Source organism: Nonomuraea guangzhouensis (genome assembly GCF_019396345.1).
In the GTDB taxonomy this organism is placed as follows: domain Bacteria; phylum Actinomycetota; class Actinomycetes; order Streptosporangiales; family Streptosporangiaceae; genus Nonomuraea; species Nonomuraea guangzhouensis.
In genome coordinates, this window is record NZ_JAHKRM010000024.1 from 123862 (window position 1) to 142897 (window position 19036).

The following is a 19036-nucleotide window of genomic DNA, read 5'->3' on the forward strand; positions in this document are numbered from 1 at the left end:
GATCGGGTGATCCGGCACATAGAGTTCGCCAATATCCACAATTTCCGAGACGTAGGTGGATATGCCGCGAGGGACGGGCGGACCGTCCGGTGGCAGCGCCTCTATCGGGCCGACTCCCTCGGCTGGCTGGCGGGAGACGATCTCGTCACGTTCCAGACCCTCAACGTGCGGACGGTCATCGACCTGCGCCACCCCTTCGAGGTGGAGAAGAACGGCCGGGTGCCCGAGTCCGACGGGCTCGACTACCGCAATCTGCCCATCGAGGGCCGCCGCTGGGACCTCTCCGCCTACGACGACCGGCTGGACGTCGCGAGATACCTCGCCGACCGCTACCTCGAAGTGACCGAGGACGGCGTGGACAACCTCCGCACGGCCGTCGAGACGATCTCCCGGTCCGGCAGCGCGCCCGTCGTCGTGCACTGCGCGGCGGGCAAGGACCGCACCGGCCTGCTCACCGCGCTCATCCTGAGCCTCGTGGGCGTGGCCGACGAGGACATCATCGACGACTACGCGCTGACGGGCCTGGCCACCGAGCGCTTCATCGCGAGCTGGCAGCGCCGGAATCCGAACGTCGCCCGGTGGCCCGGTTTCGGAGTGGCGCCGGCCGAGGCGATGCGGTTGTTCCTCGCCGATCTGGCCGCCCGGCACGGCTCGGTCGGGAAATACTGCACCGACATCCTGCAGGTCGGTGCGGGGACCATCGAAGAACTCCAGAACAGTCTTCTCTCCGGGATTGATCCGATCTCCGCAGGGTAGGCGGCACCGGGGTTCGCAGGGCAGCAGCCTCGCAAAGCGGACCTCATGGCCCGGGGTCGCCACATCCCCCTCCCGGCGACCCCGGGTCCTCGGGCCGAGTGGATACCCAACGGAGACGTCGCAGCTTGTTCGACGTTATGCGGCCGTCGTACGGTTACCTGCGTGACTACGCCGCTGCTACCCGACCCGGATCCGAGGCGGCGCGACTATGTGATCATCTCCGCCGACGATCACCTGATCGAGCCGCCAGACCTCTTCGAGGGCCGGCTCGCGGAGAAATACGCCGAGGTCGCGCCCAAGGTCGTGGAGACGGAGGGCGGTCACCAAGTCTGGCGATACGCGGGCGCCACATATCCGTGCGCCGGGCTCGACGTGGGCGCCGGCCTGCCACGCGAGCAGTGGACGCTCGACCCGGTCAGGTTCGAGCACATGCGTCCCGGCTGCCACGACATCGAGGCCCGCATCGACGACATGGACCTGGCCGGCATCTGGGCGGCGCTCTGCTTCCCCGGCATGCTGGCCGGCCAGGCGGGCATGCCGTTCGCCAGGACCCGCGACCAGGAGCTCGGCCTGGCCCTGGTCAAGGCGTGGAACGACTGGCACATCGACGTCTGGGCGGGCACCTACCCCGAACGCATGATCGGCCTGCAACTGCCCTGGCTGCCCGACCCCGACCTCGCCGCCAAGGAGATCAGGGCCAACGCGGCCCGTGGCTTCAAGGCCGTGGTCTTCCCCGAGTTCCCGACCCGGCTGCGGCTGCCGTCGATCCACAGCGGCCACTGGGACCCGTTCTTCGCGGCGTGCGAGGAGACCGGGACCGTCGTCTGCCTGCACACCGGGAGCTCCAGCTGGTCGCCGGTGCCCTCACCCGACACGCCCATCGAGGCGATCACCACGCTGATGCCGACCAGCGCGATGTTCGCCTGCGCCGACTGGCTCTGGTCAGGGCTCCCGCTGCGCTACCCCAACCTGCGCATCCTCATCGTCGAGGGCGGCGTGGCCTGGCTGCCGATGCTGGCCGCGCGGGCCGACTACGCGCTCGACCACCCCGTGGCGGGCGAGGCGCAGTGGGACGGCGGCCTCAAGCCCAGCGAGGTGCTGCGCCGCAACTTCTACTTCGGCACCCTCAACGACCAGGCCCTGTCGGGAGTGCGTCTGGCGGTCGGCCTCGACCACGTGCTGCAGGAGAGCGGCTACCCGCACTCCGACTCGACCTGGCCCGACACCCAGCAGTCGGTGGCCCAGAACCTCGGCACGCTGCCGCCCGCCGACATCGCCAGGGTCGCCTACGGCAACGCCGCCCGGTTGTTCGGCCATCCGCTGCCGTCACGTGCCTGGCTCCGGATGGAGGAGATCTAACCGTCGAGCTTGCCCTGGACCCTTCCCTTGACGACCTCGCGCTCCCAGTCCACGTAGCGCCCGCTCTCGCCGAGCAGCGAGGAGAGCAGCCAGAGGAAGACCCCGAAGTCGTCCACGACTCCGATGAGCACGAGGAAGTCCGGCACCAGGTCGATCGGCGAGATCATGTAGACCACACCGAACCCCATCAGCGCCAGCTTGCTCTTGCCCATGCCCGCGTACTGGCCGCGCATCACGGCGCCGATCATCCGCGGGATCGCTCGTAACCTGACCATCAAGCCCGGCGTGCCGGGCTTGCTCACTTCGCGATACGTACGCCAGGCCGCTGCAGCCCGTCCTGCCTTAGCCATCATGTCGCTCTCCATACCCTGGCCTCTCACGACATAACGCGTCACCGTGGGGGCCGAGTTCCCGGCGGTCAGCGTACGGCGGCGTGCTCGAACGGCCGGGCGGCCTCGATCTGCGCCGCGACCCTGACCAACAGGTCCTCCCGCCCGGCCGCGGCCACCAGTTGAACGCCCACCGGCAGACCAGAAGCGGTCCTGTGCAGCGGCAGCGAGATCGAGGGCTGGCCCGTCGCGTTGACCGGCGCGGTGAAGGCCACGGCGTGCGCGGTCCTGCCGAACGCGGTGCTCACGTCGTCCGGCGGGATCCAGCCGAGCGGGAACGGCTCGACGCCGAGAGACGGCATCAGCAGCAGGTCGTACCCCGACCGCCACCACGCGGCCATCCGCCTGCGGAAGTCGTCGATCCAATGCATGGTCAGGATGTGGTCGGTGGCGCTGTGCCCGCGCCCGGCGCGGACCATGGCGGCGTTGCGCGGCTCCAACTCGTCCAGCTCGACCGGTTTGCCGCGCCAGGCGCCGACCATCTCGATCTCCGCGGCCAGGTTGTCCGACACGATCGCGCCGAAGCGGGCGGGGAATCCGGGATCGCCGAGCGCCTCGGGACAGCCGGGGACCACGTCGTGGCCGAGCGCCGCCAGGAGGGCGGCGGCCGCGTCGACCGCCTCGGTCAGCTCGGGCGCCGCCGGCACGTCGCCTCTGGGATGCGTGGAGACGAAGCCGACGTGCAGGCGTCCCGGCTCCGCGCCGACCTCCTCGGCGAGCGGCCTCGGCAGGCCTGGGGCGTCGTAGGGGTCACCCTGCACATAGCCGGACACGAGGTCGAGCGCCGCCGCGGTGTCGCGTACGCTCCTGCTGACGAATCCCTGGCACGAGAAGCCGCTCCAGCCCTCTCCGACCGACGGACCCACACTGGAGCGCCCGCGCGTCGGTTTGAGCCCCACCAGCCCGCACAGGGACGCGGGGATGCGGATCGAGCCGCCGCCGTCGCTGGCCGTGGCGAGCGCGACCATCCCGGCCGCCACCGCCGCCGCCGACCCGCCGCTCGACCCGCCCGCGGAGTAGCCCGGATCGTAGGGGTTGCGCGTGGGCCCGAACGCGACGGGCTCGGTGGTGATCGTGCTGCCGAACTCGGGCGTGTTGGTACGCCCCAGCACCACGAACCCCGCGGCGCGCAGCCTGGCCGTGGCGTAGCCGTCCTGTGTGACCACGACGCCGTCGAGCGTCCGCGAACCCCCGCCGTACGGCTCGCCCGCCTGGGGCCAGCCCAGGTCCTTCAGCAGGATCGGCACGCCGCGGAAGGGCGCGTCGGCGGGGATGGCGTCGAGCTCGGCCAGCGCCCGCTCGAACCGCTGGCAGATCACCGCGTTCAGGTCGCCGTCGTGCGCCTCGATCTTGGCGATCGCCGCCTCGACCAGCTCGCGCGGGGACACCCGCCCGTCGCGGACGGCCTCGGCCTGCTCGGTCGCGTCCCACCTCAGTACGTCATCCACCGCATCCTCCTGGGTCAGGCCGTGGGAGCCAGATCACGGACCGCCTGCGTGATGGTCACCTCGCCACCCGGGATCGGCGCGAGCACGGGTGTGTCGAGGCCATTGTCCACGTACTCCTGGATCCTGGCCCGGCACGTCGCCGCGTCGCCGTGGATGACCAGCGCGTCGACCACCTCGTCCGGGATCGACTTGAGCGCGGCCTGCCGGTCGCCGGCCGCCCACGCCTCGTGCATCGGCCGCAGCACCTCGCCCCGGCCGAGCCAGTCGTGGAAGGCGGCGTAGGCGGGCACGGTGAGGTAGGCGGCGAGCATCCAGCGGGCCAGCGCGCGTACCTTGTCGGTGTCCTCGCTCACGCAGACGAACAGGCGGGCGATCAGCTCGGTGTCGCCGATCTCGGCCCGTACCTTCCGCACGTCGTCGGGCGAGAGCCAGTTGGTGATCGCGCCATCCGCCTCCTCGGCGGCCAGTCGCAGCATCCGGGGCCGCAGCGCGGCCAGCACGACCTTCGGCGGGGTCTTCGGCGCCCGCTCCAGCTTGAACCCCTTGATCTCGAACGTCTCGTAGCGCTCCGACACCTTCTCGCCCGTCAGCGCCGCCTTGAGGAAGCGCAGGGTGTCACGGGTACGCGCGTACGGCTTGGCGAACTCGACCGCGTTCCAGCGCTCCACGATCGCCGGGGAGGAGGAGCCGATGCCGAGCACGAACCGGCCGGGCGCCAGGTCGGCCAGCGTGGCGGCCTGCATCGCGAGCAGCGCCGGACCGCGGGTGAACACGGGCACGATGGCGCTGCCCAGCCGGATCCCCGGCGCCCACTGTGAGGCCATGGCCAGCGGCACGAACCCGTCGACCCCGTTGACCTCGGCCGACCACGCGTCGGTGTAGCCGAGGGCGGGCAGCTCCGCGATCAGCTCCTGCGAGTCCGCCAGTGAACGGTCGTTGAACGGGATCGTCATGCCCCAGTTCTGAGTCATCGCGGCCTCCAGCTTGCCGGGCGGTTCAGGCTTCAACAGGGCGACCATACCAACCGGGCGGTATGTGGTCGCCGTCCTGCCGTTCCGGGCTCGCGCGCGTCAGGCGCGTAGCTCGTGGACCGCCGCGATGAAGTCCTTCGTGATCCCCCGCAGCCCCGGCAGGTGCGACAGGCCGACGAGCCGGTCCACCAGCGGGACCGTCACGTCGATCAGGCGATGGGTACGGACACAGCCGGGAGAGGTGTCGTGCACCCAGAACAGCACCATGCCCATCGACAGCAGCCACAGCAGCTCCGGCAGTTCTTCGCGCAGCTCGGAGTTCATGCGGTCACGCGCCCCCTCGACCACCTGCCGGTAGATCGCGATCCCCGCCTCACGGGCCGGCGAGGACTGGGCGCTGAACGGGCTCAGCGGGTTCGTGGGCTCGGCGGCGTGCTTGAAGAACTTCACCGCGAACTCGTGGTACGGCTCCGAGACCCGCACCCACTCCCGCAGCACCCCACTCAGCCTGGCGGCGAACGACGACTCCGTGGCCAGCAGGTCACGGCAGGCCGCCTCGTGCTCGGTCTGGGCACGGTCGTAGTACGCCTGTATCAACGCCTCCTTGCTCTCGAAGTAGTAGTAGGCGTTACCGACGGATACACCGGCCTCGGCCGCGATGGCCCGCATGGTCGTCGCATCGAAGCCGCGCTCCCGGAACAGCCGCAAAGCCGTCTCGACGATGACTTCCCGGGTGCTCTCCGATCCTCGGTTTCGGGCTTCGGACACGTTCGTCACTTTACGTGGTAGTAGTGCGCTAGGTCAGGAAGGATCACGGTGATCCCCACCTCACGGCAAAAATCCCGGTGCGACAGGGGTTAGCTCGTGCGAACCATGGGATTGATGTTTCTGGCGGAAGGGCTATTCCGCGAAAAGGCATCGACATGTGGATACGTGGAACAGTACGGCTGCTAGCGGTCGTATTCCTCAACATTGAGATCTCCATAATCGCGCTGGCGTCGGCCGCTTCCGCCGCTTCGCACGCTCCCGACCGGGGGCAGCGGCAGACACCATCACCGATCACTCGGTCCTACCACATCGGGGGGACGATCGAGGCGCGCCGCTGGCACCCTTCGGCGGATCCGGCCGATTTCGGCCCGAAACCCGCCCTGAACGACGGGGGGCCCTCCGCCCACGGCCAGAAGTCCATCGGGCGCGACCCTGACACGCCCGCCCGCGGCCGGACGACGGCCGGGCGCGGGCAGGCAACGTTCAGCCGCGGGCGGGCAATGTTCGGCCGCGACTCGGAGCCGGCCGTGAGCGACCCGGAGCCGATCGCGTTCGGCCCCGTCACGGATGAGGACAGCCCGGCCGTGAACGCGCCGGAGACGGCCGTACGCGGCCAGGAGGCCGCCGTCCGCCACCGGGACGCGACCAACCCGCCGACGGAGTCACAGAGCCTCGCACTCGCCGCTCAGCGACCCGACGCACCGGCCGAGCCGCTCACAGACGCGGCGAAGCCCTCGATCTCCGTGCGGTACGCCGGCATCGCCGCCAGACTGAAACTCGACCCAGAAACCATGCGAAAACCCGGAAACACCACGCGAAAGACCGATACGACCACCCCTCGAAAGACCGACACGGCCACCCAGCGAAAGTCGGGCACGGCCACCGCGCAGAACGCCCGTAGGCCTCTGCGGACCGCCCAGAAGACCGCCGGGGTGAACCTCAACCGCGTCAAGCCGAGGGCCGCGACCGTGCATCTGTCCCACGCGCTCGCCGCCGACTGGCTCCGGGACGAGGGCCTGCGGACGAAGTCCTCGGGCCACTGCACGAACCGGAACCTGTTCCACTGCACATCCCTGGAAGAGGTCCGTACCTCGACCATCACGCGGGTGATCGAGCTCAAGCGCCAGAGCGGCTGCCCCATCATGGTCACCGGCGGCACGGAAACGGGCCACGCCCCGGGCCGCTTCAGCCACAGCAAGGGCTACAAGCTCGACATCACCCACAACCCATGCATCGACCGATACATCACCAAAAAGAACGAAAAATCCGGCACGCGCGGCGACGGCGCCGCCCTCTACCGATCGCCCTCGGGCACGGTCTTCGCCGACGAGACAGACCACTGGGACATCCTGTTCCGGTGACAGGGCCGACGGCCCCAGCCGCTTACCAGGTGGCCGACGAACCGGCCACGACACCGGCCGGCGTCCGCGGCGTAACGGCGGCGCGTCCGCCCACCTGGTAAGCGTCCCCCTGGACAGACGGCCACCCACGTCGGTGGGTGGCGGCCCACCGTGCTCTGCCGTAAAAAAAGCCAAGAACGGCACCCCGCACGGACCCGCGCCCCGCCCATGGCGAAAAACGCGGCGGCGCGCCGCACGAGAACGTGCGACGCGCCGCATACAGAGCTCCGGACGGCTTACAGCTCGGCAGCCACCAGCTCGGCGATCTCGGCGGCGTTCAGGGCCGCCCCCTTGCGCAGGTTGTCGCCGCAGACGAACAGATCCAGCGTGTTCGGGAAGTCCACCGCCTGCCGGATCCGCCCGACGTACGTCGGGTCGGTGCCCACGACATCCACCGGCGTCGGGTAGACCCCGTTGGCCGGGTCGTCCATCAGCACCACCGTCGGCGCCGCCTCCAGCACCCGGTGCGCGTCCGCCACCGTGATGTCACGCTCGAACCGCGCGTGCACCGCCAGCGAATGCGTGGTGATCACCGGCACCCGGACGCAGGTCGCCGAGACCTTCAGGTCGGGGATGCCGAGGATCTTGCGCGACTCGTTGCGCAGCTTGAGCTCCTCGGACGCCCAGCCGCCCTCCTTGTACGAGCCCGCCCACGGCACCACGTTGAACGCGATCGGCGCCGGGAACGGCGACTCCTCGGGCAGCCTGTTGGCCAGCACCTTACGCACGTCGCCCGCGACCTGGCCGATCGACCGGTCACCGGCGAGCGCCTCGACCTCGTCGTACAGCCGCGCCGAACCCGCCACGCCCGCACCGGAGACCGCCTGGTAGGAGGCCACAACGAGCTCCTTGAGCGTGTATTCGGCGTGCAGCGCGCCCATGGCCGTCATCATCGACAGCGTGGTGCAGTTGGGCGTCGAGATGATGTTGCGCGGCCGCACGCGGGCGTCGAGCGGGTTGACCTCCGGCACGACCAGCGGGACGTCGGGCTCCATGCGGAACGTGCCCGACTTGTCGATCGCGATGGCGCCACGCTCGGCCGCGATCGGCACCCACACGGCCGACACCTCGTCGGGCACGTCGAAGATGGCGATGTCGATGCCGTCGAACACCTCAGGCGCCAGCGCCTGCACGACGACGTCCTCGCCACGCACCTTGAGCAGCTTGCCCGCCGAGCGCGGAGAGGCGACGAGGCGTACTTCGCCCCAGATGTCGGCGCGGTTGGTGACCAGGTCGCGCATGACGGTGCCGACGGCCCCGGTCGCGCCGATCAACGCCAGATTGGGCCTGCTCATCGTCCTGAACCTCCGTACACCACTGCTGAGACCTGGTCCGCGTCGAGATCGAAGGCCCGGTGAGCGGCCGCCACGGCCGTGTCGACACCGTCCTGCTCGACGATCACCGAGATGCGGATCTCCGAGGTGGAGATCATCTCGATGTTGACCCCCGCGTCGGCGAGGGCCGCGAAGAACGTCGCCGTGACGCCCGGGTGCGAGCGCATGCCCGCCCCGATCAGCGACACCTTCCCGATCTGGTCGTCGAAGAGCAGCGACTCGTAGGCGATGTCGCCCTGGATCCGCTTCAACGCCGTCAGCGCCGTCGAGCTGTCGGTCGTGGGCAGCGTGAAGGAGATGTCGGTGCGGCCCGTGGCCGCGGCCGAGACGTTCTGCACGATCATGTCGATGTTGATCCCGGCGTCCGCCAGAGTTTTGAAGATCGCGGCAGCCTCGCCGACCTTGTCGGGCACCCCGACAACGGTGATCTTGGCCTCGCTCCGGTCGTGCGCGACGCCGGAGATGATCGGCTGCTCCATCTCGGTTCCTTCGGTGTAAGGATCGGAAACGACCCAGGTGCCTTCTTTGGTGCTGAACGAACTGCGTACGTGGATCGGCACATGGAAGCGCCGAGCGTACTCGACGCAGCGCAGATGCAGGATCTTCGCCCCGCAGGCGGCCATCTCCATCATCTCGTCATAGGAGATCTTGGGGATCTGCTGTGCCGCGCGCACGATGCGGGGGTCGGCGGTGAAGATGCCGTCGACGTCGGTGTAGATCTCGCAGACATCCGCCTCCAGCGCGGCGGCCAGCGCCACGGCGGTCGTGTCGGACCCGCCGCGGCCCAGCGTGGTGATGTCCTTGGTGTCCTGCGAGACGCCCTGGAACCCGGCCACGATCGCGATGTGGCCCCGGTCCAGCGCCTCACGGATGCGACTCGGCGTCACGTCGATGATGCGCGCCTTGCCGTGTGTGGAGTCGGTGATCACACCCGCCTGCGAGCCGGTGAACGAGCGGGCCTCGTGCCCCAGGTTGGCGATCGCCATCGCCAGCAGGGCCATCGAGATGCGCTCGCCGGAGGTCAGCAGCATGTCGAGCTCGCGGCCCGGAGGCAGCGGCGACACCTGCTCCGCCAGGTCGAGCAGCTCGTCCGTCGTGTCGCCCATCGCGGAGACGATCACGACCACGTCGTTGCCGGCTTTTTTCGTCGCCACGATCCGCTGCGCGACCCGCTTGATGCAGGACGCGTCGGCGACGGATGAACCACCGTACTTTTGCACAACGAGCGCCACGAGAGTCTCCCGGTTCGGACTGTGAGCTGCCAGTCTACTGGGGGCCTCTCATGGGCCGAATGGTTCATACCACTATGTGGATGATCACACCGTCGTGGTCTCCTCCGCCACGTCGAGCCGCGAGTGAGCCGCCAGTGCCTGAAGTGCGCGCATGGCCGCGCCCGCGTGGTTGCCCCAAGTGTTGAAGTAGGAGTATTGCCACCACCACAACGCCTCGTGCGGCCGCCCCGCCTGGAAGTGGCGCAGACCGTGGATGAGGTCGGCCGCGACCGCCGTCAGGTCGTCGGAGAGCCGGTACGGAGTGACGCCCGTGTCCTTGTACGGGTCGAACACCTCGGCATAGTCATCGACCGCCTCCAGCAACTCCGACAACGCGGTGCGCACGCCGTCGATGTCGGGATCCGCGCTCAGCGGCGGCTCGTAGTTGCCCGACAGGATCACATCCTCGTTGGCGCCGAGCTTGGCGCCCGCCAGGCTCACCTGCGCCACCTCGACCAGCAACAGCGACCAGATGGCGTCACCGCCCTCGCCGCTGGCGACCCTGGTCAGGCCATCCACATAGTTCTGCGCGTGGCCGGCTATCTCCTCCGCCAGCGCGCTCCACTGGTCAGACATCCAGCAGCCTCCGTCCTTCGAATGCGCGGCCCAAGGTCACCTCGTCGGCGTACTCGAGGTCACCGCCCACAGGCAGACCGCTGGCCAGTCGTGTCACTTTCAGACCCATCGGCTTGACCAGACGGGCAAGGTAGGTAGCCGTCGCCTCCCCCTCGAGATTGGGGTCCGTGGCGAGGATGAGCTCCGTGACCCGGCCGTCGGCCAGGCGCGTCATGAGCTCACGGATGCGCAGATCGTCGGGGCCGATGCCGTCGATCGGGCTGATCGCGCCGCCGAGCACGTGATAGGTCCCGCGGAACTCGCGCGTCTTCTCGATCGCGACGACGTCCTTCGACTCCTCGACCACGCAGATCACATGAGTGTCCCGGCGCTGGTCGCGGCAGATGCGGCACTCCTCCTCGGCGGCCACGTTGCCGCACACCCGGCAGAACCTGACCTTCTCCTTGACCTCCAGCAGCGCGTGGGCCAGCCGCTTCACATCGGCCGGGTCGGCCGCCAGCAGGTGGAACGCGATCCGCTGCGCGCTCTTGGGACCGACGCCGGGCAGCATGCCGAGCTCGTCGATCAGGTTCTGGACGACCCCCTCGTACATGGCCTAGAACCCTGGCAACTGTCCGAGACCGCCGCCGCCGAGTCCCTGGGCCAGCGGGCCCAGTTTCTCCTGCTGCAGGTCGGCCGCCGCGCGCACCGCGTCACGGACCGCGGCGATCACCAGGTCGGCGATCGTGTCGGCCGTGTCCTGCGGGTCCTCGGCGTCGATCACGCTTGGGTCGATCTTCAGTTCGAGCAGCTCTCCCGAGCCGTTGACAACGGCCGTGACCATGCCGCCGCCGGCCGAGCCCTCGATCTGCGCGTCGTTGAGCTCCTGCTGGGCGCTCACAAGCTGCTGCTGCATGAGCTGTGCCTGCTCCAGCAGCTGCTGCAGGTTGACATCCCCTGGGTTCACCGTCGTGCGCTCCTCGTGGCTCCGCGTTCTTGACTGCCACGAGCCTACGGTGTTTGGGCCTCGTCATGTACTGGAGGGATGCCCGTGTTTCGCCTTGGCCGGATCCCGGCCCCCCTCCAGTGTCCGAGACCCGGCCAACACGCCGGCCGGAGCGGCCGCACCACGCCGACGCGTTGCCGCACGCTAGCCGCGACAACGTTGCACACACGTTGCGTTGATTCAATCACCCTTTGCAATCCCCCTCTGCAATCCTCCTTTGCAATCCCACCGAACCGGTTGCGCCCGCCAACCTCGAAGCGGATGCTCACCGTAAGTAATTGACTACTTGGAGTGTCTGATGCGTCGCACCCATCCAGACGCGTACTCCCGCCGGTCTCTCGGGACGCACGAAACGGCGGTTACGCGCGGACTGCCCTCTGCCTCCGGGCAGCAGTCTCCGGAGAGGGGGATCGTCCCCCGCGACGTCTCGGACAGCCACGACGCACCCAAGCCACACCCGTTGCAGCCGCTGCTCCCCTTACTCGCCCACATAGCCGACGAATCCGCCCATGTCGTGGTCGTGACGGACGCCGACGGCAGGATCCTGGGACGTGACGGCAACCCTGACCCGACACGCGTCCCCGACCTCACCAGGAGTATGGCCACCCGCCCACCGGTGCAGGTCTACCCGGAAGAACAGCTCATCCGCATGCTGCACGTCCAGTCGTGCAGCGCCGCCCCGATCATCGACCCCGACACCGACCAGATACTCGGCTGCGTCGACATCACCGATCCGGCGCGCTCTCCCCACCCGGCCGCGGTCGCACTGGTCTGCGCCACCGCCAAGCTCGCCGAGACCCAGCTCGCCCTGCGCATGCACGAACGCGACGAACGCCTGCGCCGCCGCTACGAGGCGCTGGGCGGCCGCCCCGGCATCCTGCTCTCGCCGACGGGCCGTGTCATCTCTGGAGACCCGCTGGGCACGCTCGGCGAACGGGTCCCGCTACCCGCCCCCGGCGAGCGCATGATCCTCCGAGACGGCCGATTCGTCCTCCTGGAACCCTTCTCCGACGGCTACCTCCTGCGCGCCGCACCCCCACCACCCACCCCCGCTCCGGCCCGCCTCCGTCTCCACGGCTTCCTCGGCGACAACTCGCCGACGGCCCTGGTGGCCGAGCACCGCCTGCCGCTCTCCCTCCGGCACACGGAGATCCTCGCCCTCCTGGCACTCCACCCCAGCGGCCTCACCGCCGAACAACTCTCTTTCCACCTGTACGGCGACGACGGCAACCCGGGCACGATCCGGGTCGAGATCCACCGCCTCCGCGCCGAACTCGGCGACACGATCGGCGCCCGCCCATACCGCCTGACCACACCCATCGAGGCCGACTTCCTGGAGCTCAGACACCTCCTGGCCAGCTCGGACCCCGCGGCACTGGCCCGCGCTTACACCGGCCCCCTGCTGCCCCGCTCAGAATCCCCCGAGATCCGCCGCGAACGTGACGAACTCGAGGTCCAGGTACGTACGTGCCTGCTGCTGCGCGGCTCACCCGACGACCTGTGGGCGTACGCGCAGACGTCCGGGGGCCGAGAGGACTTCGAGGTCCTGCAACGCCTCGCCACCACCCTCCCCGCCACCGACCACCGCGCCGCCGCCGCCCGCGCCCGCCTACGCGCCTGACCCTGTCCAACCACCTTCCCCATACGGCGCTCCGCACGGCCAAACATGGGAAGACACTCACCCGCCAGCTCTTCGCCCGGCCTGGCGCGGGACGCTCCTGCCATCAGCCCCTCGCACGACCCAGCGGCGGAAGACACCTTGGAGCGGTGCCGACGATCAGGTGTGGTCGGTGTGGTCAGATTTCGCCGATCACCTGGGCGCCGAGCTGGCTCTGGAGGAGTGCCATGCCGGACAGCTCGTTCACGTCCGCGTCGGCGTCGTTCAGCGGGTCGACCTCGTCGGCCTCCGGGCCCTTCCGGCGTTCCGGGACCGCGTCCGGCCAGGCGGCGGCGCCGCCCTGACGGGGTGCGGGGGCTCTGGGCCCCGCTTGGGCGGCTGCCATCGCGGCCGACCGTGCGGCAGCCAGACCGGCACCGGCCGAGCCACCCCCCGCCGGAGGGGTTGCTCCGAGCGCGCCCGAGCCGGCCTGCCCCTGGGGCCGGACCCCGGAAGTCGCTTGAGTGGGGTCCGGGGTGGGCGGTGAGCCGGGGTTCGAATCGTCAGGGGCGTCCGGCCAGGACTCGTCCGTCGTCTGGCGGCCACCGCCCTGGGCGGCAGGTCCCGGAGGTTGGCTCGCCTCCTGGGAGCCGGACTCGTCGTCCGACGAGCCATGCGAACGAGTGCGGCCATGCCCCGACAAAGGCTGCCCGCCCTGGGCGTTGACCTGCGGGGCGGCGCTGGAGCCTGGCTGGTTGTGCCGGGAAGCGCTCGACGGATCCTGCTGGCCCGCGTGCGAGCCGGACTGAGGACCCGAGTGAGGACCCGGCTGGGGACCTGAGTGCGAGCCTGGCTGAGGGCCTGAGTGAGATCCCGGCTGAGGACCCGAGGGAGAGCCCGGCCGCGGGCCGCCGGAGCCCTGAGGGACCGGGGAACCGCCCACGACCGCCTCGACCCGCCAGGTGCCGCCGAAAACGTCGCCCAGCGCGCTGGCCACCACGGCGTCCTTGCCGCCACCGGTGAAGTTCTTCATCGCGCCGACCTGGCCGAAGCCGAGCGTGACCAGGTTGCCCTCGATGCCGACCACCTGGGCGTTGGTGCTCACGTTGGCCCAGACGACGATGCTGCGCTGCTTGAGCGCGGCCAGCACAGCGGGCCACTGCTGCTGAACCGCCCCAGCACCACCCGCCGCGACCCCACCGCCATGAGCCGCACCCACTTGAGCCGACGAGCCTTGAGCCTGGGCCCCCTGACCATAGGATCCCTGACCGTGGGACGACTGGCCTGGGGAGGACTGCCCCTGGACCGACGCTCCCTGAGACGCGGCGGCATGCGACGACGGCGCCTGGGACCCGACGCCATGCGGCGCCGCGCCCTGAGCCCCGGCGCCTGACTGCGCGGGCCGACCGGGACGTGCCGGCTCCGGCCAGTCGTCGGCACCGCCCGCCTGGGAACCCGCGCTCGTAGAGGCACCACCCGCCCCTGGACCGTCGGCCTGCACGCCCGCCCCACCCTGCGGCCCACCGGCAGGCGCAACACTCCCCGCCTGCGGGGCACCGCCGGCATACGCGGCACTCCCCGCGTGCGCGGCATCGCCGGCGTACGCGGCACTCCCCGCCTGCGGGCCGCCACTCGCGTACCCGCCACTACCGGGATGCCCGGCACCACCGGCCTGCGCGACACCGGCCGCGTAGGAGCCCCCGGCCACGTGAGAAGCACCACCCTGCGCGGACGCCGCCCCCGGTTGCGGCATGGGCGGCGCCACCGGCGGACCGGAGCCCGCCGCCGCGTGGACCGTACCCGCGGACCGGGCGGCCATCTGGGCGACGGCGCCGCCGCGTTCGAGGCGTTCGAGGCGGGCGAGCAGGGCGTCCTCGCCCTGCGCGGCGCCGGGCAGCAGCACGCGCGCGCACATCAACTCGAGCAGGAGCCGCGGCGAGGTGGCGCCACGCATCTCGGTGAGGCCGGTGTTGAAGATCTCAGCGGCCCGCGTGAGCTCGGCCGGCCCCATCGAGCCTGCCTGCTGGACAAGGCGATCCAGCTCGTCGGCCGGGCGGTCGAGCAGGCCGCTGGTGACCGCCTCGGGAACGTTCGCCAGGATCACCAGGTCGCGGAAGCGTTCGAGCAGGTCGGCGGCGAACCGCCGGGGATCGTGGCCACCCTCGATCACCCGGTTGACGGTGTGGAAGACCTGCGCCCCGTCACGGGTGGCGAACGCGTTGACGACCTCGTCGAGCAGGTCGCCGTCGGTGTAGCCGAGCAGCGAGACGGCCTTGGCGTAGGTGATGCCGTCGTCCTCGGCCCCAGCGAGCAGCTGGTCGAGGATGGACAGCGAGTCACGCGCGGATCCGGCACCGGCGCGTACGACGAGCGGCAGGGCGGTCGGCTCGAACGGCACGTTCTCCGCGAGGAGGATCTCTTCGAGCAGCGCGCGCAGCGTCGCGGGCGGCATCAGCCGGAACGGATAGTGGTGGGTACGCGACTTGATCGTGCCGATGACCTTTTCCGGCTCGGTAGTCGCGAAAATGAACTTCAGGTGCGGCGGAGGCTCCTCGACGAGCTTGAGCAGCGCGTTGAAACCCTCTCGGGTCACCATGTGCGCCTCGTCGATGATGTAGATCTTGTAGCGCGCGGAGACGGGCGCGAAGAAGGCTCGTTCGCGCAGGTCGCGCGCGTCGTCCACACCACCGTGGGAGGCGGCGTCGATCTCGATGACGTCGAGGTGGCCCGGCCCGGTGGGGGCGAGCGCGACACACGACTCGCAGACGCCGCACGGATCCGGGGTGGGCCCCTTCTCGCAGTTGAGCGAGCGCGCCAGGATGCGGGCGCTGGAGGTCTTGCCGCAGCCGCGCGGCCCGCTGAAGAGGTAGGCGTGGTTGATGCGACCCGTACGCAGTGCCTGGCGGAGTGGATCTGTGACGTGCTCCTGACCCTTGACCTCAGCGAAGGTCCCAGGTCGGTACCTGCGATAAAGCGCAAGGCTCATGCGACCATCCCGCCTGCGAGGGGGCTCCCAACGAAGAGACCCCCCGCACACCCGCCAGAGCCCGCTTATCCTTGCTGCCTTCCGGCCCTGGGGAGGTTCACAGGATGACGCCGCGCGAGGGGTCCTTGGACAGTCTAGCCACATCCGGCAGTGCTCGCTGCAGCTAAACCGAGGCCTCGTCACCCGTAAATCGTGGTCTCGGCATGCACCGGAGTCCGGTAAGCTACTCGGCGGAGGATTCGCCTAGTGGCCGAGGGCGCACGCTTGGAAAGCGTGTAAGGGGCAACCCTTCAGGAGTTCAAATCTCCTATCCTCCGCCAGTCCAGAAGGGGTGTGCCGTGATCACGGCACACCCCTTCTGGCGTTCGAGCCTCACACAGGGCTGCCAGACCCCCCGCTTGATCCGCATGACCCCGGCAGCGGGCCAGAGCCCGACGCAGGCGCCGAGCGCCGGTCCGGCCGCGCGCAGCTCCACGAACGAGATTTCCGACCCGCATTCCGCCGCAAATTTCGACATGGATGCCCATGCAGCCCTCTGTATCCCCACCGCATATCTCCGGAAAATTTTTTCTGAACGCCTCGACGGGCTGGTGGCCTTACCAAATCCGTAGATCAAAAACCGGCTTGAGGTGCGTCCGAATTATCGGGACAGCGCAGGTGCAGCTGGCACGAACAGCAGACATAACGCCAGGCGAGCATCTCACCACGCATCATCAATGGTCCGATAATAACGCCACGCCATAACGCGCTCTGCAAATGCACCGGCCCTTCTACAGATCGTCATATATGTGAGTAATTATTGCGTTTCATGCGGGCGGGACAGATCATTTTGATCATGGGTTGGGACACCTCCGGCCAGGAGGGGAGTCCCACACCGTTTCGTGCTCAGGAAGGACGATTCATGATCCGTCGCGCGCTGGCCGCCGCAGCCGTGGCCGCCACTGCCCTCGTCGCCCTCCCCACCGCCCCCGCGCAGGCTCAACCCTGTGCGATCGACTACCACTGCATCACCACGTACTACTCCGACGCCGCCCACACCACCGTGATCGGCGTGCGGGAGGAGGCCTGCGACGGCACCTTGTACGTCTGGGGCGGGCGCAGCGCCTATGTGGACCTCTACCGAAGCCCCTGCTGAGCGAATGCCGGGCAGTTCCTCCCCATCGAGCTGCCGAAGCTCCACATCGTCTTCGTGCTTAGGAAGGACCGTTCATGATCCGTCGCGCCCTGGCCGCTACCGTCCTGGCCGCCGCCGCACTCGCTGTCGTACCGGCCACCGCGCAAGCCGGCACGCAGGGTTTCGCCTGCCCGGCAGGCTACCAATGCAACACCATCTACTACTCCGACCTCTCCTACACCAACGTGGTCGGAGGCAAGACGGAATTCTGCGACGGTGAGCGCTCCACCTGGGGCGCCGTCACTCGCTACTTCGACCGGACCACGAGCGTCTGCGGCTGAGCGAAGGCATCCGGCGGGGTGGCGCACCGGCGGCCCCGCCGGAATTTCACATCGCGACGTCGATCGCGGCGTCGATCTCGCGGGACACCTGCTCGATCCGTTCCTGCACGAACTCCGCGTCGAGCGCCTTGGGCAGTGCCGCGATCTTCGCGTCGACCTCGTCCATGATCGCCTGGACCTGGCGTTCGGCGTCCCGCTGAGCGGTCAGGATCGCCTCGCCGACTTCCCGGGCGAGAGCCTCGGCGTCCAGTCGCTTGCTCCGCGGCTCGAGAACGAGTTCCCGTACTCTTCCCCGCCCATCGGCCACCGCACGGACCAACCCCTCGGCCCCCTCGCCCGCACCGGTGATCCGCCCGAGCCGGGCATGAGCGTCACGCAGGCCGCGGATCGCATCCTCCGCCCGCGGCAGCAGATGGTCCAGGTATTCACGGTCTTCCTGCATGGACGACGGTCGCACGCGGCCCCCACAATCACGTCTGGTGCGGAAAGTCTTCCAGCCGTGACTCGGCGAGAGCGAGCATTTACAAGTTCCTCGAAACGTCCGCCAAGCTGCTGGTCGCTGCCTAGCGTGCCGGGAATGTACGGAAAATTCGTGGCAGATCCGGAGTCGTTGGAAACCGGATCCGAGCAGATGGGGCGGCATGCCGAGGAGTACCAGTCGGTGCCCCGGCATCTGGAACAGCTGGGACTCGCCGGCTCATGGGGCAGTGACGGGCTGATCGCGCCGTTCGTCATGGCGTTCGCGGAATGCGTGCAGGCCGGGGTGCGCACACTGTCCGTCCATGGCGCCGTGCTCGACACCACGGGAAGCGGCTTGGCGGACACGGCCGCCACGATGAGAAACGCCGACGCCGCGAGCGTCATCCCGGCGACAAGGACCACGGCATAGGCATGGACACGCCGCCCCTCATCGAGGAACTGGCCCAGTTGATCGGCGTCAACGTCCTCGACGTCGATCCCGACAAGGTGGTGACGGACGCGAGAGCCGTGAGCGACACCGTCCCGAACCTGACCACACTGTCCGAGAACGCCGACTCCACCATGGAGCGGGCGACCGACGGCTACCAAGGACAGTCGGCGACGGCGCTGGCGGAGAACTGGCAGCGTAACGGCGGGGGCCTGCACCAGACCGCCGCCGCCATGAACGTCCTGCCACCGGTGACGAACGGCTTCGCCTCGGTGGCCTCGGCCGCCCGGCTCGCCGAGATCACCCAGCTCGTGGATCTCGCGAGCGTCCTGAAACTGACCCTGGGAGCGGGCGCGGCGGGAGCGGGCCTGGCGGCGAGCAGAATGGCCTTCTCCCGCGCGGCGATCCAGCGGATCAAGCACACCTTCGAGCGGGGCGTCGCCACCCGTCTCACCCCCGCCGTCGAACGCATCACCCGCCGGCTCGAGGAACTCGGCGGAAAGGCGGTCGGCCCGCGGGGCGGCCCCGCGCTGGCCGGGCCGGGCGGCCGGTTGAGCCCGTACGAGAACCCGATCAGGGACCGCGGCCTGCGTACGAACATGGCGTGGGGCAGGAAGGACAACACCGGGAAATTTCACGGCGACGTACCAAATACCACTACCGGAATGACGGAAAGAGAGAAAAGGCGAATAAAAAAAGACCTGGAGGACAGCATCAAGACACGAGAGGAAGAAGACGCATGGCTCGGCGGATCTGACGCGGGCCACGCGGAAAGAATGCGCCGCGAGCGGGAAGCCCTGAAGAGGATCAACGAAGACCTGAATGAATGGTGAA

20 protein-coding genes, 1 tRNA gene and 1 other RNA gene are annotated in these 19036 nt (G+C 69.3%); 10 read left to right on the forward strand and 12 right to left on the reverse strand.

The window, feature by feature from the left end:
• Window positions 1–6: 6 nt before the first annotated feature.
• Together KME78_RS41490 and KME78_RS41495 are read left to right on the forward strand one after the other, a co-directional pair.
• The gene (locus tag KME78_RS41490) at window positions 7–756 is read left to right on the forward strand and encodes a tyrosine-protein phosphatase (RefSeq protein ID WP_219535000.1); all 750 of its coding nucleotides are present in this window, start codon (window positions 7–9) and stop codon (window positions 754–756) included.
• A 162-nt stretch (window positions 757–918) separates the two neighbouring features.
• On the forward strand, window positions 919–2115 hold the full coding sequence (locus tag KME78_RS41495; protein WP_219535001.1) for an amidohydrolase family protein: 1197 nt from the start codon (window positions 919–921) through the stop codon (window positions 2113–2115).
• On the opposite strand, the gene KME78_RS41500 is transcribed toward KME78_RS41495, so the two are convergent.
• The 4 genes from KME78_RS41500 to KME78_RS41515 all read right to left on the reverse strand — a co-directional run bounded on the left by KME78_RS41500 (window position 2112) and on the right by KME78_RS41515 (window position 5691).
• Window positions 2112–2468 carry a YkvA family protein gene (locus KME78_RS41500; RefSeq protein WP_246653072.1) on the reverse strand — a complete coding sequence of 119 codons (357 nt, stop codon included), beginning with the start codon at window positions 2466–2468 and terminating at the stop codon, window positions 2112–2114. The two genes, KME78_RS41495 and KME78_RS41500, sit on opposite strands and share 4 nt — an antisense overlap.
• 65 nt (window positions 2469–2533) lie before the next feature.
• Window positions 2534–3952: an amidase gene (locus KME78_RS41505; RefSeq protein WP_219535002.1), complete on the reverse strand. Its 1419-nt coding sequence runs from the start codon at window positions 3950–3952 to the stop codon at window positions 2534–2536.
• A gap of 14 nt (window positions 3953–3966) precedes the next feature.
• Window positions 3967–4923 carry an LLM class F420-dependent oxidoreductase gene (locus tag KME78_RS41510; protein ID WP_219535100.1) on the reverse strand — a complete coding sequence of 319 codons (957 nt, stop codon included), beginning with the start codon at window positions 4921–4923 and terminating at the stop codon, window positions 3967–3969.
• A 99-nt stretch (window positions 4924–5022) separates the two neighbouring features.
• The gene (locus KME78_RS41515) at window positions 5023–5691 is read right to left on the reverse strand and encodes a TetR/AcrR family transcriptional regulator (RefSeq protein ID WP_219535003.1); all 669 of its coding nucleotides are present in this window, start codon (window positions 5689–5691) and stop codon (window positions 5023–5025) included.
• Between the two features lie 155 nt (window positions 5692–5846).
• On the opposite strand from KME78_RS41515, the gene KME78_RS41520 reads away from it, so the two are divergent.
• Window positions 5847–7052, forward strand: a complete 1206-nt coding sequence (locus KME78_RS41520; protein ID WP_219535004.1) for a YML083C domain-containing protein — start codon at window positions 5847–5849, stop codon at window positions 7050–7052.
• A 275-nt stretch (window positions 7053–7327) separates the two neighbouring features.
• Here KME78_RS41520 and KME78_RS41525 read toward each other — a convergent pair whose 3' ends face one another.
• From KME78_RS41525 to KME78_RS41545, 5 genes are all read right to left on the reverse strand, one after another.
• Entirely contained in the window at window positions 7328–8386 is a 1059-nt protein-coding gene (locus KME78_RS41525) for an aspartate-semialdehyde dehydrogenase (RefSeq protein ID WP_219535005.1), read from the reverse strand.
• The gene (locus KME78_RS41530; protein ID WP_219535006.1) at window positions 8383–9657 is read right to left on the reverse strand and encodes an aspartate kinase; all 1275 of its coding nucleotides are present in this window, start codon (window positions 9655–9657) and stop codon (window positions 8383–8385) included. The genes KME78_RS41525 and KME78_RS41530 overlap by 4 nt, the downstream gene beginning before the upstream one ends.
• 84 nt (window positions 9658–9741) lie before the next feature.
• On the reverse strand, window positions 9742–10272 hold the full coding sequence (locus KME78_RS41535; protein WP_219535007.1) for a DUF5063 domain-containing protein: 531 nt from the start codon (window positions 10270–10272) through the stop codon (window positions 9742–9744).
• On the reverse strand, window positions 10265–10864 hold the full coding sequence (gene recR, locus KME78_RS41540; RefSeq protein WP_219535008.1) for a recombination mediator RecR: 600 nt from the start codon (window positions 10862–10864) through the stop codon (window positions 10265–10267). Before recR ends, KME78_RS41535 begins: the two co-directional genes overlap by 8 nt.
• A 3-nt stretch (window positions 10865–10867) precedes the next feature.
• Complete coding sequence (locus tag KME78_RS41545) at window positions 10868–11218, reverse strand: YbaB/EbfC family nucleoid-associated protein (RefSeq protein ID WP_219535009.1); 351 nt, start codon at window positions 11216–11218, stop codon at window positions 10868–10870.
• Window positions 11219–11555: 337 nt separating this feature from the next.
• Between KME78_RS41545 and KME78_RS41550 the strand changes: the two genes are divergently transcribed.
• Window positions 11556–12878 carry a helix-turn-helix domain-containing protein gene (locus KME78_RS41550; protein WP_219535010.1) on the forward strand — a complete coding sequence of 441 codons (1323 nt, stop codon included), beginning with the start codon at window positions 11556–11558 and terminating at the stop codon, window positions 12876–12878.
• A gap of 175 nt (window positions 12879–13053) precedes the next feature.
• On the opposite strand, the gene KME78_RS41555 is transcribed toward KME78_RS41550, so the two are convergent.
• A complete protein-coding gene (locus tag KME78_RS41555; RefSeq protein WP_219535011.1) occupies window positions 13054–15840 on the reverse strand; it encodes a DNA polymerase III subunit gamma and tau in 2787 nt (928 codons plus the stop codon).
• Between the two features lie 31 nt (window positions 15841–15871).
• Window positions 15872–15967: signal recognition particle sRNA small type (gene ffs / locus KME78_RS41560), an RNA gene on the reverse strand.
• A gap of 105 nt (window positions 15968–16072) precedes the next feature.
• Here ffs and KME78_RS41565 point away from each other — a divergent pair.
• From KME78_RS41565 to KME78_RS41580, 4 genes are all read left to right on the forward strand, one after another.
• Window positions 16073–16160, forward strand: a tRNA-Ser gene (locus KME78_RS41565).
• An 18-nt stretch (window positions 16161–16178) separates the two neighbouring features.
• The gene (locus tag KME78_RS41570; RefSeq protein ID WP_219535012.1) at window positions 16179–16451 is read left to right on the forward strand and encodes a hypothetical protein; all 273 of its coding nucleotides are present in this window, start codon (window positions 16179–16181) and stop codon (window positions 16449–16451) included.
• 290 nt (window positions 16452–16741) lie between these two features.
• Window positions 16742–16975, forward strand: a complete 234-nt coding sequence (locus KME78_RS41575; RefSeq protein WP_219535013.1) for a DUF6289 family protein — start codon at window positions 16742–16744, stop codon at window positions 16973–16975.
• 74 nt (window positions 16976–17049) lie between these two features.
• Entirely contained in the window at window positions 17050–17295 is a 246-nt protein-coding gene (locus tag KME78_RS41580) for a DUF6289 family protein (protein WP_219535014.1), read from the forward strand.
• A gap of 46 nt (window positions 17296–17341) precedes the next feature.
• Here KME78_RS41580 and KME78_RS41585 read toward each other — a convergent pair whose 3' ends face one another.
• A complete protein-coding gene (locus KME78_RS41585) occupies window positions 17342–17737 on the reverse strand; it encodes a YbaB/EbfC family nucleoid-associated protein (protein ID WP_219535015.1) in 396 nt (131 codons plus the stop codon).
• 135 nt (window positions 17738–17872) lie between these two features.
• Between KME78_RS41585 and KME78_RS41590 the strand changes: the two genes are divergently transcribed.
• Window positions 17873–18184: a hypothetical protein gene (locus KME78_RS41590; protein WP_219535016.1), complete on the forward strand. Its 312-nt coding sequence runs from the start codon at window positions 17873–17875 to the stop codon at window positions 18182–18184.
• Window positions 18185–18186: 2 nt separating this feature from the next.
• Entirely contained in the window at window positions 18187–19035 is an 849-nt protein-coding gene (locus KME78_RS41595; protein WP_219535017.1) for a hypothetical protein, read from the forward strand.
• The last annotated feature ends 1 nt before the right edge of the window (window position 19036 follow it).

Excerpts from the sequence above, each read along its gene's own strand:
- KME78_RS41500 (WP_246653072.1), bottom strand. The coding sequence starts at position 2,468 with ATGATGGCTAAGGCAGGACGGGCTGCAGCGGCCTGGCGTACGTATCGC.
- KME78_RS41510 (WP_219535100.1), bottom strand. The coding sequence starts at position 4,923 with ATGACTCAGAACTGGGGCATGACGATCCCGTTCAACGACCGTTCACTG.
- KME78_RS41520 (WP_219535004.1), top strand. The coding sequence starts at position 5,847 with ATGTGGATACGTGGAACAGTACGGCTGCTAGCGGTCGTATTCCTCAAC.
- KME78_RS41525 (WP_219535005.1), bottom strand. The coding sequence starts at position 8,386 with ATGAGCAGGCCCAATCTGGCGTTGATCGGCGCGACCGGGGCCGTCGGC.
- KME78_RS41535 (WP_219535007.1), bottom strand. The coding sequence starts at position 10,272 with ATGTCTGACCAGTGGAGCGCGCTGGCGGAGGAGATAGCCGGCCACGCG.
- recR (WP_219535008.1), bottom strand. The coding sequence starts at position 10,864 with ATGTACGAGGGGGTCGTCCAGAACCTGATCGACGAGCTCGGCATGCTG.
- KME78_RS41550 (WP_219535010.1), top strand. The coding sequence starts at position 11,556 with ATGCGTCGCACCCATCCAGACGCGTACTCCCGCCGGTCTCTCGGGACG.
- KME78_RS41555 (WP_219535011.1), bottom strand. The coding sequence starts at position 15,840 with ATGAGCCTTGCGCTTTATCGCAGGTACCGACCTGGGACCTTCGCTGAG.
- KME78_RS41575 (WP_219535013.1), top strand. The coding sequence starts at position 16,742 with ATGATCCGTCGCGCGCTGGCCGCCGCAGCCGTGGCCGCCACTGCCCTC.
- KME78_RS41580 (WP_219535014.1), top strand. The coding sequence starts at position 17,050 with ATGATCCGTCGCGCCCTGGCCGCTACCGTCCTGGCCGCCGCCGCACTC.
- KME78_RS41585 (WP_219535015.1), bottom strand. The coding sequence starts at position 17,737 with ATGCAGGAAGACCGTGAATACCTGGACCATCTGCTGCCGCGGGCGGAG.
- KME78_RS41590 (WP_219535016.1), top strand. The coding sequence starts at position 17,873 with ATGTACGGAAAATTCGTGGCAGATCCGGAGTCGTTGGAAACCGGATCC.
- KME78_RS41595 (WP_219535017.1), top strand. The coding sequence starts at position 18,187 with ATGGACACGCCGCCCCTCATCGAGGAACTGGCCCAGTTGATCGGCGTC.